Source organism: Xanthomonas nasturtii (assembly GCF_001660815.1).
In the GTDB taxonomy this organism is placed as follows: Bacteria; Pseudomonadota; Gammaproteobacteria; order Xanthomonadales; family Xanthomonadaceae; genus Xanthomonas; species Xanthomonas nasturtii.
In genome coordinates, this window is record NZ_LYMI01000067.1 from 48,039 (window position 1) to 60,210 (window position 12,172).

Sequence of the window (12,172 nt, forward strand, 5' to 3'; positions counted from 1 at the left end):
TTGGGTTTTGCCGTGGAAAGCGAAGGCTTTTCGTTCAACCCCACCCTTACGTCGGTCAAGATCGATGGCATCAAGCCGGCATCGCCGGCCGCCGCGGCCGGTCTGCAGGTCGGCGATGCAATCGTGTCGGCGCAGGGTATCCCGGTGGCAGGCAGCAAGGCCGATGTGCTGAAGGCGGCGGTCAATCGCAAGGTCGGCGAAACCTTGCGGTTCGTGATCGTGCGGGGCGCCGCCAAGCCGCGTGAAGTGACCCTGGTGGCGGCGCGGCGGCCCTGATCGGCCGGCGCCGATCGACGTACTGACGCAGTCCGCGCTGGTATGCAGCGCCTGCGTTTTTCGCTGATCGGCTTGATGCTCTGGCAGCAAGGGCGCCTGCATTACATCACCGCTAGTCGGCAGTGTTCCCCAAGCGGCCACGCGAGCCCCATCGGCAACCACGCGCCGCGCGGCTTACATCACTTTGTTGCCGCTGCCGCGGTCATCCAGGGTGGGCGTGCTGGACGGATTGACGGTGTTGTCATTTCCAGAAAACCTTACCTGCTTCACCTCGCGTGCCAGTACCAGGTTCTTGTTGCCCTGGATGTCGACGCTGTCGAGATTGGTCAGATTGAGCGTGTTGTTGCTGCCGATGATGCGCAGCTCGCCGACCTGTTCGTTGAGCACGGTGAAACTGCTGCCCTCCACGCGGATCGAGCGCGCTTTCTCCACGTTCAGCGCGCCGTGCGAGGCGGTGATCGTGACTGCGCCGCAGTCGCCGTTGATGATGGTGTCGGCGTTGTCCTTGGTAATGCGCACATCCTTGCCGCCGCAATCGGCGCCGCTGGCCGGGTCGGTCAGCGTGGACGACACTGCCGCCGACAACGCCTGCGCGGCGGGGCCATCGCCGCCGCAGCCGCCCAGTGCCAGCACGCTGGTCAGGGTCAACAGGGACAGTGCTGTGTGAGGTGCGCGCATCGCCGGGCTCCTGAAGGATGAGTTCGCGACCATAGCAGTCCGGCTCGGTCGGCGATGTACCGGCTGCCAGCCACGGTCCGCGCCGGTTGTTGGCGTACGGCGTAGCCAGCATTACGCTCTGCAGTTGGCACCCGGCGCGGGCAGCGCGGCCCTGTGTGGGAGCGCGACCAACGGGGCGCGGCAGCATATCGGCGACGGGCCCGTATTGGGCCCGCAGCGGTGTTGTCGCTCAGATCAGATGGCGCGCGCCAACTGCTCGGCCAGGCCGGTATAGCCGCCCGGAGTGAGCGCACGCAGGCGCTGCTTGTCGTCTTCGGGCAACTGCAGGCTTTCCACGAAGGCCTGCATGGAGGCGGCGGTGATGCCCTGGCCGCGCGTCAGCGCCTTCAATTGTTCGTACGGGTTGGGCAGGCCGTGGCGGCGCATCACCGTCTGCACGGCTTCGGCCAGCACTTCCCAGGCCGCATCCAGGTCGGCGTCCAGACGCTCGGGATTGACGGTGAGTTTGCCCAGGCCCTTGGCCAGCGAATCCAGCGCCACCTGGGTATGGCCGAAGGCGGTGCCGAGTGCGCGCAGCACGGTGGAATCGGTGAGATCGCGCTGCCAGCGGCTGATCGGCAACTTGGCGGAAAAATGCTCGAACAGCGCATTGGCGATGCCGAAATTGCCTTCGGCATTTTCGAAGTCGATCGGGTTGACCTTGTGCGGCATGGTGGATGAGCCGACTTCGCCTTCTTTCAGCTTTTGCTTGAAATAGCCCAGCGAGATGTAGCCCCAGATGTCGCGCGACAGGTCGATCAGGATGGTGTTGGCGCGGCGGCTGGCATCGCCGATCTCGGCCACGTTGTCGTGCGGCTCGATCTGGGTGGTGTAGGGGTTGAACACCAGGCCCAGGCTTGCGACGAAGCGCTGTGCAAACGCCGCCCAATCCAGGTCCGGATACGACACCAGGTGCGCGTTGTAGTTGCCGACCGCGCCGTTGATCTTGCCGGTCAGTTCGACTACGGCGATCTGCTTGCGTTGCCGCTCCAGGCGCGCGACCACGTTGGCGATTTCCTTGCCGAGCGTGGTCGGCGAGGCGGTCTGGCCGTGCGTGCGCGACAGCATCGGCTGGGCGGCCTGGGCATGCGCCAGCGCGCGCAGCGAGGCGGTGATGCCATCCAGCGCGGGCAGCAGCACCTCGCGGCGGGCCTGTTCCAGCATCAGGCCGTAGCTGAGGTTGTTGATGTCCTCGCTGGTGCAGGCGAAATGCACGAATTCCAGCGCCGGGCCCAGTTCGGCATCATCGGTGAGCTGCTCCTTGATGAAGTATTCCACCGCCTTGACGTCGTGGTTGGTGGTGCGCTCGATCTGCTTGACCCGCGCGGCATGGGTCACGCTGAAGTCGTCGGCCAGGGCGCGCAGGCGCTGCGTGGCAGCCGGCGAAAACGGCGCCAGCTCGGCGATGCCCGGCTCGGCGGCCAGGGCCAGCAGCCACTCGATTTCCACCTTGACCCGCGCCTTGATCAGGCCGTATTCGGAGAAGATCGGGCGCAGCGCATCCACTTTGGAAGCGTAGCGGCCGTCGAGCGGGGACAGGGCGAGCAGGGCGGAATCCGACATGGGCAGGGGCACTGAAAAGCTGGCGGGACCGGTATTCTACGCCGGCCCGGCGCCGGCTTCGCCCACCGGCCGCACCGTCACCGCCTGGATGCGGTGGCCGGCCATGCGCCGCACGGTCAGCGCGTGGCCGTCCAGTTCCAGGGTTTCGCCTTCTTCGGGCAGCCGCTGCAGCTGATGCACGATCAGCCCGCCGACCGAATTGACGTGGTCCGGAGCGCTCAGGTCCTGGCCGAGCAGGCGTTCCAGGCGAAAGATCGAGGTGCTGCCGGCCACCAACAGCGAGCCGTCCTGACTGCGTACCGGGGCGTCGCGCACCACATGGCGGTGCTCGTCCTCGATCTCGCCGACCACCACTTCCAGCAGGTCTTCCAGGGTGAAAAAACCCAGGATGCGGCCTTCGTCTTCCACGCATAGCGCCAGATGGGTGGTGCCGGTGCGGAACTGCTCCAGCGCGCTGGGGATCGGGGTTTCAAGCGTCAGCAGGGTGGGTGGGCGTAGCAGCGGACGCAGATCGTCCAACTCCTGTCCGCGCGCCATCGCCACCAGCAGGTCCTTGGTGTGCAGGATGCCCAGTACCTGCTCGCCATCGGCGTCGAACCAGGGGTAACGGCTGTAGCGCGATTCGCTGAATTCGGCCAGCACCGTTTCCAGCGTCATGCCTTCGCGCAGGCTGCGCATGTGCTCGCGCGGGCGCATCAGATCGCCGGCAACCAGATCCGGCAATTCCAGTGCGTGGCTCATCAGGGCCAGGCCGTGGTCGGGGGTGGCCGCATTGGGGTCCTGGCGGCCGACGATCAGCTTCAGTTCTTCGCGCGAATAGCGGTGTGATTGATGCTCCACATCGCCCCAGCCGAGCACGCGCAGCAGGCGATTGGCGCTGGTGTTGAGGACCCAGATCGCCGGATACATGATCCAGTAAAAGACATACAACGGCGCGGCGGTCCACAACGACATGCGTTCCGGGCGGCGGATCGCCATGGTCTTGGGCGCCAGTTCGCCCAGCACGATGTGCAGGAACGAAATCAGGCTGAAGGCAATCGCCAGCGCAGTGAACTGTGCAGCTTCCGGCGACAGGCCCAGCGTATCGAACAGCGGTTGCAGCAGATGCGCGAAGGCCGGTTCGCCGACCCAGCCCAATCCGATCGAGGCAAGGGTGATGCCGAGCTGGCACGCCGAAAGGTAGGCATCCAGATGCGCATGCACCCCGAGCAGCAATCGCCCGCGCCAACCGTTGGTCTGCGCCAGGCCCACCGCTTGCGTGTGGCGCAGCTTGACCAGCGCAAATTCGGCGGCAACGAAGAAGCCATTCAACAGTACCAGCAAGAGCGCAACGAATAGCAACAGGACATTACCTAGCATGTCTGCCGCCGTTCGCTACTGGAGCGGTGCGTGTGGGCGGTAGCGGTTCGATGTAGAGCGCCAACAAACGCGGGTAGTGCGTTTCTACAGGCAGGGTCGTCGCCCATGGCGGCGTGGTACCTCGTCGTGATCAACCGGCAGTCTAGCCAACGGCGCGCGACGACATCGTCGCAACGCGGCGAGCGAGTATCGTAGACAGCCTCGCCAGCGTGGGTACGCCCGCTGCCAGCCATCCTTCACCACAGACCAACAATGTGCGGAGAGTGCAGATGAGCGAACGTTTCAGGACCGAACACGACAGCATGGGGCAATTGCAGGTGCCCGCCGATGCGTTGTGGGGCGCGCAGACCCAGCGTGCCGTGCAGAATTTTCCGGTGTCCGGCCAGCCGATGCCGCGGGGCTTCATTCGCGCGCTGGGGTTGATCAAGGCCGCCGCCGCCGGCGTCAATGCCGAGCTGGGGTTGCTGCCCAAAGCGATTGCCAAGACAGTGCAGGACGCCGCCTTGCAGGTGGCCCAGGGCACGCACGATGCGCAGTTCCCGATCGATGTGTATCAGACCGGCTCGGGCACCTCGTCCAACATGAATGCCAACGAGGTGATCGCCACATTGGCTACGCGTGCGGGCAAGGATGCGGTACATCCCAACGACCACGTCAATCTGGGGCAGAGTTCCAACGATGTGATCCCCACTGCCATTCGCGTCTCTGCGTTGCTTGCGGTGCAGGAACATCTGCAGCCGGCACTCAAGCATCTGCGCAAGACTATCGACAAGCGCGCCAAGTCGCTGGACAAGGTCGTCAAGACCGGCCGCACCCACTTGATGGATGCGATGCCGCTGACCTTCGGGCAGGAATTCGGTGCATGGTCGGCGCAGCTGAGTTCGGCGCAGGAGCGTATCGACGATGCGCTCAAACGCCTGCGGCGGCTGCCGCTGGGCGGCACCGCGATCGGCACCGGCATCAATGCCGACCCACGTTTCGGCGGCAAGGTGGCCAAGGCGTTGTCGGGCCTGAGCAAATGCAAGTTCGACAGTGCGGACAACAAGTTCGAAGGCCTGGCCGCGCAGGACGATGCGGTGGAGTTGTCCGGTCAGCTCAATGCGTTGGCGGTAGCGCTGATCAAGATCGCCAATGACCTGCGCTGGATGAATGCCGGCCCGTTGGCGGGGCTGGGCGAGATCGAGTTGCCGGCGTTGCAGCCAGGCAGCTCGATCATGCCGGGCAAGGTCAACCCGGTGATTCCCGAAGCCACCGTGATGGCGTGCGCGCAGGTGATCGGCCACCACACCGCGATCACCGTGGCCGGGCAGACCGGCAATTTCCAGTTGAACGTGACCCTGCCGCTGATCGCCTACAACCTGCTCGATTCGATCACCTTGCTGGGCAACGTCGCGCGGCTGCTGGCCGATACCGCAATTGCCGGTTTGAAGGTGCGTCAGGAGCGTGTGCGCGAGGCGCTGGATCGCAATCCGATCCTGGTCACTGCGCTCAACCCGATCATCGGCTACGAAAAGGCAGCCGCAATCGCCAAGCGTGCCTACAAGGAACAGCGCCCGGTGCTGGATGTGGCCATGGAAGACAGCGGACTCAACGAAGCGGATCTGCGGCGGTTGCTGGATCCGGCCGCGCTGACGCGTGGCGGCATCCAGGCCGGCAGCACGGGCGGCGGTGGCTGATCATTGCTGCGTGTGTGTAGGAGCGCACTCGTGCGCGATGAAGCGTTATCGATAACGCCTCATCGCGCTCAGGCGCGCTCCTCAAATCAGGCACCGCGTTTGACCCGCTGAAAGCGCTTGCCCAATGAAGGTAAGACGGTATCTACAAGGTTCACGCTAAGCCGCGGTTTGCCCGCAGCTTCGCGCGTTACTTAGTGCCGCTCAGCCTGCACATTGCCGAAACTTTCGCGATACGGCTGCAGCGACGGGATTTCATCCAGCAACTCGCCGCTGATCTTCTGAATTTCCGGCGTGGCGGTCAGCTTGATCGACTTGTAATCCGGATCCGGGCCGGCCTCGTTGACCGCCTGCTGACGCAGCATCTGCAGGTGGCCGAACAGCAGCTGCAACTTGACGCGGGTCGGCTCGTTCTGCGGCAGCGCGATGTCGTCGATCTTGAGCGTGCCATCCGGCGTGATCTCCGCGTTGGCCGCGGGCGGCCGGCGGAGCATCACCGACTGCGTGGTGATCGCCACGCGCGGCTTGCCACGTTCGGCACGACGGGACGACTGATCGCCGCAGGCGGCGAGAGTGCACAGCAGCAGCGCCATGCAGAGCATCACGAACTTGTTCATGGGGTCGATGGGTCAAGGGAATCGCACTAGTGTAATCCCGCGGCGGCCTGCGGACCGGGCAGGGGCTGCCGGGAGCGCTGACAAAATGTCGCAGGCCTTTCAGCTATGGGGGGCGCAGGCCACGCGCCATTGTGCTGTCTCGACGATCGAACGGCAGGTGCGCAGGTCAACCCATGCGCAGCCGCCGAACCGCCGCGTTTAGGGCGGCGAACAAACCTGGCGAGCGCTCGTCAGATGGGTGCGGGCGGCGCGCTCAGAACCGCGGCGTACAACGTGGTACACGCCGATTCCGAACACCGCCGCGCCCGCCTGGCGGTGAGCACAGGTGTGTTGCCAGCCGCTGTCAGTTGCGGCAATCGTCGACATCGTGTTGCGTCAGGCTCGAATACGGCGCAAACGCAGGCACCAATTGCGCAGCCGCATCTTGCGCGGTGCGCAGCTTGCCCAGCTGATCGCAGATCTGCATGGCCTTGTTCTTGAAGGTTTCCGCTTCGGCTCCGATCTTGTCGCCGATTTGATCCGGGTTGCCGCTGAGCACGCCCTTGAGCGCTGCGCCTGCCGCATGGGCGCCGAAAGCCGCGCCCTGGGTGCCGATGTCGACCCCTTTCTTGGCCACGCCCTGGACCTGCGCGTAATAGCCGCGCATGGCTTCACGTTGTGCCTGGTTCAAGTCCACCGGCTTGCCGTCAATGCTGAGCGCCCCATCCACGCCGATGCTGGCGGCGGGCAGGCCCTGGCGTTTGAGCGTCAGGCTCTTTCCGTTGAACGTCACGCCGGCATCGTTGGCCTGGCCGGAAACATGGACGGTGGGTTCGGACTTGCCGCAGCCCACCAGCAACACGCTCATCACTACTGCCGAAACAAGCAATTTCATCTGCAATTCCCCCCACATCCTGAAAGAAGTCGTCATTTGTCTGCCGGCACCCGGGTGCTGCCGGTGACCTCGCTCACATCGATATCGCCGCTGCCCTTGCGCGCCACGCTCACATCGCCACGCACCTTGCGCACATCCAGCGCCCCGGAGTTGAGCGTCTCGACGCCGACATTGCCCTGCACATCCTCGATGCCGACGTCGCCCGAGCCGATCGCGCCGATCTTGACGTTGCCTGTGACGCCGCGCAGCTTGACCTCGCCCGAGCCGACCTTCGCCACTTCTGCCGCGCCGTGCACCTCACGCGCCTTGAGGTCGCCTGAGCCCACCGCCAGCACACTTAGCGCACCGATATCTTCCAGCTCGATGTCGCCGGAGCCCACTTTGGCGGTGACACGTCCCTTGCTGCGGCGGACGGTCATCTCGCCCGAACCGACATCGGCGCTGACGGATGCGGCGCCGGTGATCTGCGCATCACCGGAATCCACACCGAGCTGCACCAGCACGGTGTTCGGCACGCTGCCGCGCAGGTCCAGGTACGAATAGTTTTCGCCGATGGACATGCGGATCAGGCGGTCTTCGGCCAGGGTTACCACCAGCTTGTCGCCAACGCGCTTCTGGGTCACGGTCAGGCCCTTGAGCAGTTCCGCCCTGGCGGCACAGGCGCGCCCGCTCAGTTTCCCGCCGCTGCTGGGCAACGCGTCCAGATGCAGGTCGTTGGAGCCGACCTCGAACAGCACCGACTTCACGCCGGCCAGTTGCAGCTCCAGGCTGCGCGGCTCGGAGTACTTGCATTGCTCTTCGGCAGCCGCGGCACCGGGCAATGCGAACAGAAGGGCCAGGGTCAGGGGCAGGCGCATGAGAGGTCCTTCAGGCTTCGGAGCGCCGGCGGCGCAGATAGATGGAGGCGGCGATCAGCGCGATGCCGATGGCTGCGCCGATCCAGATATCCGGGCTGCCGTAGACCCGCGAACTGTCGGTGTGCTGCAGCGCCCACTGCACCAGATCGCTGGGGTTCTGCAGCGTGCTGCTGTCCAGATTGCCGCTGACGGCCAACGGCGACCAGGTGCCGGGCAGGGCGCTGAGCAGGCCGCGGTAGCCGACGATGTACCAGACCCAGCCGATCGGCAGCGACACGCCGGGCATCGCCGCCAGGATGCTCAGCATCACGCAGGCCAGCAGTGGAAACAGCACCGCCCACAGGAACGGCTTGCTGCTGGCCCAGGCCGAGCAGAACATCAGCCAGCCCACGGTCGGCAACGCCCACAGCAGACTCATCGGCACGGTCTTCAGCAGCAGCCACAGCAGCGAGAACGGATGCGAGTGGGTCGCCAGCGCCCAGGGGCTGGGCACGCCGGCAATCAAGGCGCCAACGATGGCGATCAACCACAACGCCAGACCGACCACGGCACCGATGGCGATGGAGATCAGCGGCGCCAGCAGCAACGCCCAGGCGGCTTTGGACAGCACCGTCTGTACGTCGGACACCGGCAGCGATTTCCAGAACAGCACGCTGCGGTCGCGGCGGTCGTCGTACAGGCTGCCCAGCGAATAGAAGAACACCACGAACGCCAGCACCACCGAGGCGATACCGATGCCGCCCAGCAGCAGGCCGTCGCCGACCTGGCCCAGTGTGCGCGTGTATTCGGCCAGATCGTCCATGGTGATGCTGTCGCCGACCCTGTTGCGGCGCGCGCTGATCGCGCCGATCACCGCGCCCAGCAACGCGAAGAACACCGCGATGCCGCCGGTGATGAACTGTGCCCACACGAAGCCGCCACGGTGCTCCCAGTACTCGCGTTTGAGCAGCCAGGCGAAGGTGCGTGCGGGTGATGCTTGGTTGGTCACTGCATTCATGCGTAGGTCCCCTTCATGACCGCAACAAACAGGTCGGCTAAGCCGGGATTGCGGGTTTCGCCGAAACGGGCGAGTTGCTCTTTCGGCACGCCATCGAACAGCATCACGGTCTTGCCGAACGGCAGGCTGCGCTCGTCGATCGGCTGCAAGGCGCGCGCTGCGTCCAGATGGTCGGCACTCACCAACACTTCGGTATAGCGCTCGGACACGCTTTCCATGTCGGCGGTGAGCACGATGCGGCCGTCGCGGATGAACATCACATCGGTGAGGATGTGTTCGATCTCTTCGACCTGATGGGTGGTGACGATGATGGTCTTCTGCTCGTCGAAGTAATCCTCCAGCAGGCGCTGGTAGAACTGCTTGCGGTAGAGGATGTCCAGCCCCAGGGTCGGTTCGTCCAGCACCAGGATGCGCGCATCGATGGCCATCACCAGCGCCAGATGCAGCTGCACGATCATGCCCTTGGACAATTCGCGCACCCGCGATTTGCGGTTGAGCTGGGTATTGGCCAGAAAGCGCTCGCACTTGGCGCGATCGAAGCGCGGATGCACACCGGCAACGAAATCGATCGCCTCGCCAACCCGCAGCCAGCGCGGCAGCACCGCTACGTCGGCGATGAAGCAGACCTCGTTCATCAGCGCATTGCGCTGGGTACGCGGATCCATTCCTAGCACGCTCAATTCGCCATCGAAATCGGTCAGCCCCAATACCGCCTTGAGCGCGGTGGTCTTGCCGGCGCCGTTGGGGCCGATCAGGCCGACAATACGGCCGGCGGCGATGGTGAAGCTGGTGTTGTCCAGCGCGAGCCGATGCTTGTAGGCCTTGCGCAGGCCACGTGCGTCGACCACATGGTCAAAGGAGACGGCGGTCATGGTGTTTTTCCCTGTGGCAACAGATCGTCGATGGACAGTCCCAGGCGCTGGATCCTTTCCAGCACTGCAGGCCATTCTTCATTCAAGAAACGCTCGCGTTCGCTGCCGCGCAGTTTCTGTGCGGCTTCCGGAGTCATGAACATGCCCAGGCCGCGGCGTTTCTCCACCAGGTTCTCGTCGGCCAGTTCCTGATAGGCGCGCGAGACCGTGATGGGGTTGAGTTGGTAGTCGGCCGCCACCTGGCGTACCGAGGGCAGGGCGTCGCCAGGCTTGAGGATTCCATCGAGCATCATGGCAATCACCCGTTCCTTGAGTTGGCGGTAGATGGGAGCGCCGTCGCTCCATTGAATGTCGTTCATGATCAGCTCCGTGGGCGCAGAGCCTGCGCGAAGGAGAAATAGGGCATCGACAGCGAAGCGCGCAGGTGCCGGCCAGGCCGGGGACGCGCTTCGGGGGGAGTTGTCGCGTTTTCCGTAACCGCCCCCGACACGCCATAATCGGCGCCGGACTCCGTCACCTGACTGGAAGCGGCTCCCAGGCAACCAATGGCAAACAGGGTGCTGCCGAACAGCAACAGCGGAACTGGTCGCGTGAAGCGTGTGCTGTTCATGCTTTCCCCCTGCGTTGGATGACTGGTGTTGTATTCAACTATAACACCGACACGCAGGCAGTCAACTGTCTGTCACCCCCAACCGATGGCACTCCTCGCCGGGTGCGCCGCCTCAACCTATCCAAGGGCGTTGCTCATGTTGCTCAATCGTCTGCTAGCTATTGTATTTACTGGCTTTTTTGCGACATCGGCGATGGCCGCCGGCGCTTCGGTGCTGGATCTTGACTACCGGCCGCTGGCCGGCAAGGCGACAATCAACCTGAACCGTACCTATGGCGGCAAGGTGGTCATGGTGGTCAACACCGCCAGCAAGTGCGGCTTCACCCCGCAGTACGAAGGGCTGGAAGCGCTGAACCGGCGCTTCGGCAGCCGCGGCTTCACCGTGCTGGGCTTCCCGTCGAACGATTTCCAGGGACAGGAACCCGGATCTGAGAAACAGATCCAGGAATTCTGCACGCTGACCTATGGCGTCAAGTTCCCGATGTTTGAGAAGGTGCATGTGCTGGGTGCGCAGGCAACGCCGCTGTATCAGCGCTTGACGCAAGCCACCGGCGTGGCGCCGGGCTGGAACTTCCACAAGTATTTGATTGGTCGCGATGGACGTGTGGTTGCGCAGTTCCCCAGCAAGATCAAACCGGACGATCCGCGCGTGCTGGCGGCAATCGAACGCGAGCTCAAGGCGCCGTTGCGCTGAGCGCAGCTCTCGCATCGCCGCGCGCACATGCGACAATGCGCATTCAGCGCCGTCGGTGGCGTGTCTTTTCACTTTCGGGAACTGCATCGAATGAAGATGGGAAAGCGCGGCGCGGCGGCGTCGCTACTGATGGTGGCAATGTCGGCATCGATGCCGGCGATGTCGCAGCAACCGGCCGCAGCGGCCACCAAGGAGAAGCCAGTTTTGAATGCATCGTCTGAGAAGAGCACGCGCGACAACGTCAGCTACGCCATCGGTATGGACGTGGCACGTTCGTTCGAGCCGATCGCCCAGGACATCGATGTGAGCGCAATGCAACGCGCCATCGAAAATGCATTCAAGGGTGGCAAGCCGCTGTTGTCGGACGAGCAGACCCAGGCCACCGATACCGCACTGCGTACCGCGCTCGCTGCCCGTAACGGCCAGCAGGTGCCGGGCATGGCGCCGGGCTCGGCGCCTGCCGCGCCGTCCAAGGAAAATGTCGGCCTGATGCTCGGCGATCGCGCGGTGGGCCCGTCGCTGGCCGGCATCAAGGACGAGATCGATCTGGCGATCCTGATGGAAGCGGTGCGTACCGTGTTCGCCAAGGGCACCACGCGTCTGACCCAGCAGGAAGCCGCCGCCACCATGCAGGCGTTCGCTTCTGCCAAGCAGGGCGCTGCCGGTGCCAAGAATCGCGAAGAAGGCAACGCCTTCCTTGCCAAGAACAAAACCGAGAAAGGCGTGATCACCACCGCGTCCGGGCTGCAGTACATGGTGCTGCGCCAGGGCAGCGGCGAGCGCCCGATGCGGACCAACAAGGTGCGCGTGAATTACGAAGGCAAGCTGCTCAACGGGCAGGTCTTCGACAGTTCCTACCAGCGCGGCCAGCCGGCCGAGTTTGGTCTGGACCAAGTCATTCCCGGTTGGACCGAGGGCGTCGCGTTGATGCCGGTCGGTTCGAAATATCGTTTCTGGATTCCATCCAACCTGGCCTATGGCCCGAACGGCACGCAGGGGGGGCCGATCGGACCAGACGCAACGTTGACGTTCGATGTCGAACTGATGGGTATCCTTCCCTGAT

15 protein-coding genes and 1 other RNA gene are annotated in these 12,172 nt (G+C 64.3%); 5 read left to right on the forward strand and 11 right to left on the reverse strand.

From position 1 onward, the window contains the following. Complete coding sequence (locus A7D16_RS18795; protein WP_283161848.1) at window positions 1–276, forward strand: PDZ domain-containing protein; 276 nt, start codon at window positions 1–3, stop codon at window positions 274–276. Window positions 277–450: 174 nt separating this feature from the next. Here A7D16_RS18795 and A7D16_RS18800 read toward each other — a convergent pair whose 3' ends face one another. The 3 genes from A7D16_RS18800 to A7D16_RS18810 all read right to left on the reverse strand — a co-directional run bounded on the left by A7D16_RS18800 (window position 451) and on the right by A7D16_RS18810 (window position 3,915). Continuing rightward, window positions 451–954: a DUF3060 domain-containing protein gene (locus A7D16_RS18800; RefSeq protein WP_064634760.1), complete on the reverse strand. Its 504-nt coding sequence runs from the start codon at window positions 952–954 to the stop codon at window positions 451–453. A gap of 234 nt (window positions 955–1,188) precedes the next feature. Further along, entirely contained in the window at window positions 1,189–2,556 is a 1,368-nt protein-coding gene (purB, locus tag A7D16_RS18805; RefSeq protein ID WP_064634761.1) for an adenylosuccinate lyase, read from the reverse strand. Window positions 2,557–2,592: 36 nt separating this feature from the next. After that, complete coding sequence (locus A7D16_RS18810; protein WP_064634762.1) at window positions 2,593–3,915, reverse strand: hemolysin family protein; 1,323 nt, start codon at window positions 3,913–3,915, stop codon at window positions 2,593–2,595. A gap of 269 nt (window positions 3,916–4,184) precedes the next feature. Here A7D16_RS18810 and A7D16_RS18815 point away from each other — a divergent pair, with 269 nt between their 5' ends. Then, complete coding sequence (locus tag A7D16_RS18815) at window positions 4,185–5,591, forward strand: class II fumarate hydratase (RefSeq protein WP_064634763.1); 1,407 nt, start codon at window positions 4,185–4,187, stop codon at window positions 5,589–5,591. Window positions 5,592–5,782: 191 nt separating this feature from the next. Here A7D16_RS18815 and A7D16_RS18820 read toward each other — a convergent pair whose 3' ends face one another. The 8 genes from A7D16_RS18820 to A7D16_RS22075 form a co-directional block, all read right to left on the reverse strand. Continuing rightward, window positions 5,783–6,205, reverse strand: a complete 423-nt coding sequence (locus A7D16_RS18820; protein WP_064634764.1) for a hypothetical protein — start codon at window positions 6,203–6,205, stop codon at window positions 5,783–5,785. Window positions 6,206–6,410: 205 nt separating this feature from the next. After that, window positions 6,411–6,487: non-coding RNA, sX9 sRNA (locus A7D16_RS18825), on the reverse strand. 61 nt (window positions 6,488–6,548) lie between these two features. Further along, a complete protein-coding gene (locus A7D16_RS18830; RefSeq protein WP_064634851.1) occupies window positions 6,549–7,079 on the reverse strand; it encodes a DUF2884 family protein in 531 nt (176 codons plus the stop codon). A gap of 32 nt (window positions 7,080–7,111) precedes the next feature. Next, a complete protein-coding gene (locus A7D16_RS18835) occupies window positions 7,112–7,936 on the reverse strand; it encodes a DUF4097 family beta strand repeat-containing protein (RefSeq protein WP_064634765.1) in 825 nt (274 codons plus the stop codon). 10 nt (window positions 7,937–7,946) lie between these two features. Beyond that, window positions 7,947–8,933, reverse strand: a complete 987-nt coding sequence (locus tag A7D16_RS18840; protein ID WP_064634766.1) for a hypothetical protein — start codon at window positions 8,931–8,933, stop codon at window positions 7,947–7,949. Then, a complete protein-coding gene (locus tag A7D16_RS18845) occupies window positions 8,930–9,805 on the reverse strand; it encodes an ABC transporter ATP-binding protein (RefSeq protein WP_064634767.1) in 876 nt (291 codons plus the stop codon). The genes A7D16_RS18840 and A7D16_RS18845 overlap by 4 nt, the downstream gene beginning before the upstream one ends. After that, a complete protein-coding gene (locus A7D16_RS18850; RefSeq protein WP_003483692.1) occupies window positions 9,802–10,164 on the reverse strand; it encodes a GntR family transcriptional regulator in 363 nt (120 codons plus the stop codon). The genes A7D16_RS18845 and A7D16_RS18850 overlap by 4 nt, the downstream gene beginning before the upstream one ends. A gap of 2 nt (window positions 10,165–10,166) precedes the next feature. Further along, window positions 10,167–10,415: a hypothetical protein gene (locus A7D16_RS22075; protein WP_082925878.1), complete on the reverse strand. Its 249-nt coding sequence runs from the start codon at window positions 10,413–10,415 to the stop codon at window positions 10,167–10,169. A 136-nt stretch (window positions 10,416–10,551) separates the two neighbouring features. Between A7D16_RS22075 and A7D16_RS18855 the strand changes: the two genes are divergently transcribed. The 3 genes from A7D16_RS18855 to A7D16_RS18860 are packed head-to-tail and all read left to right on the forward strand — an operon-like array spanning window position 10,552 to window position 12,171. After that, the gene (locus A7D16_RS18855) at window positions 10,552–11,109 is read left to right on the forward strand and encodes a glutathione peroxidase (RefSeq protein WP_064634768.1); all 558 of its coding nucleotides are present in this window, start codon (window positions 10,552–10,554) and stop codon (window positions 11,107–11,109) included. A 35-nt stretch (window positions 11,110–11,144) separates the two neighbouring features. Then, on the forward strand, window positions 11,145–11,330 hold the full coding sequence (locus A7D16_RS24205; RefSeq protein ID WP_239687052.1) for a hypothetical protein: 186 nt from the start codon (window positions 11,145–11,147) through the stop codon (window positions 11,328–11,330). Next, a complete protein-coding gene (locus A7D16_RS18860) occupies window positions 11,248–12,171 on the forward strand; it encodes an FKBP-type peptidyl-prolyl cis-trans isomerase (RefSeq protein WP_239687050.1) in 924 nt (307 codons plus the stop codon). Before A7D16_RS24205 ends, A7D16_RS18860 begins: the two co-directional genes overlap by 83 nt. Window position 12,172: the final 1 nt, after the last annotated feature.

Excerpts from the sequence above, each read along its gene's own strand:
- A7D16_RS18800 (WP_064634760.1), bottom strand. The coding sequence starts at position 954 with ATGCGCGCACCTCACACAGCACTGTCCCTGTTGACCCTGACCAGCGTG.
- purB (WP_064634761.1), bottom strand. The coding sequence starts at position 2,556 with ATGTCGGATTCCGCCCTGCTCGCCCTGTCCCCGCTCGACGGCCGCTAC.
- A7D16_RS18810 (WP_064634762.1), bottom strand. The coding sequence starts at position 3,915 with ATGCTAGGTAATGTCCTGTTGCTATTCGTTGCGCTCTTGCTGGTACTG.
- A7D16_RS18815 (WP_064634763.1), top strand. The coding sequence starts at position 4,185 with ATGAGCGAACGTTTCAGGACCGAACACGACAGCATGGGGCAATTGCAG.
- A7D16_RS18820 (WP_064634764.1), bottom strand. The coding sequence starts at position 6,205 with ATGAACAAGTTCGTGATGCTCTGCATGGCGCTGCTGCTGTGCACTCTC.
- A7D16_RS18830 (WP_064634851.1), bottom strand. The coding sequence starts at position 7,079 with ATGAAATTGCTTGTTTCGGCAGTAGTGATGAGCGTGTTGCTGGTGGGC.
- A7D16_RS18835 (WP_064634765.1), bottom strand. The coding sequence starts at position 7,936 with ATGCGCCTGCCCCTGACCCTGGCCCTTCTGTTCGCATTGCCCGGTGCC.
- A7D16_RS18840 (WP_064634766.1), bottom strand. The coding sequence starts at position 8,933 with ATGAATGCAGTGACCAACCAAGCATCACCCGCACGCACCTTCGCCTGG.
- A7D16_RS18845 (WP_064634767.1), bottom strand. The coding sequence starts at position 9,805 with ATGACCGCCGTCTCCTTTGACCATGTGGTCGACGCACGTGGCCTGCGC.
- A7D16_RS18850 (WP_003483692.1), bottom strand. The coding sequence starts at position 10,164 with ATGAACGACATTCAATGGAGCGACGGCGCTCCCATCTACCGCCAACTC.
- A7D16_RS22075 (WP_082925878.1), bottom strand. The coding sequence starts at position 10,415 with ATGAACAGCACACGCTTCACGCGACCAGTTCCGCTGTTGCTGTTCGGC.
- A7D16_RS18855 (WP_064634768.1), top strand. The coding sequence starts at position 10,552 with ATGTTGCTCAATCGTCTGCTAGCTATTGTATTTACTGGCTTTTTTGCG.
- A7D16_RS24205 (WP_239687052.1), top strand. The coding sequence starts at position 11,145 with ATGCGCATTCAGCGCCGTCGGTGGCGTGTCTTTTCACTTTCGGGAACT.
- A7D16_RS18860 (WP_239687050.1), top strand. The coding sequence starts at position 11,248 with ATGTCGGCATCGATGCCGGCGATGTCGCAGCAACCGGCCGCAGCGGCC.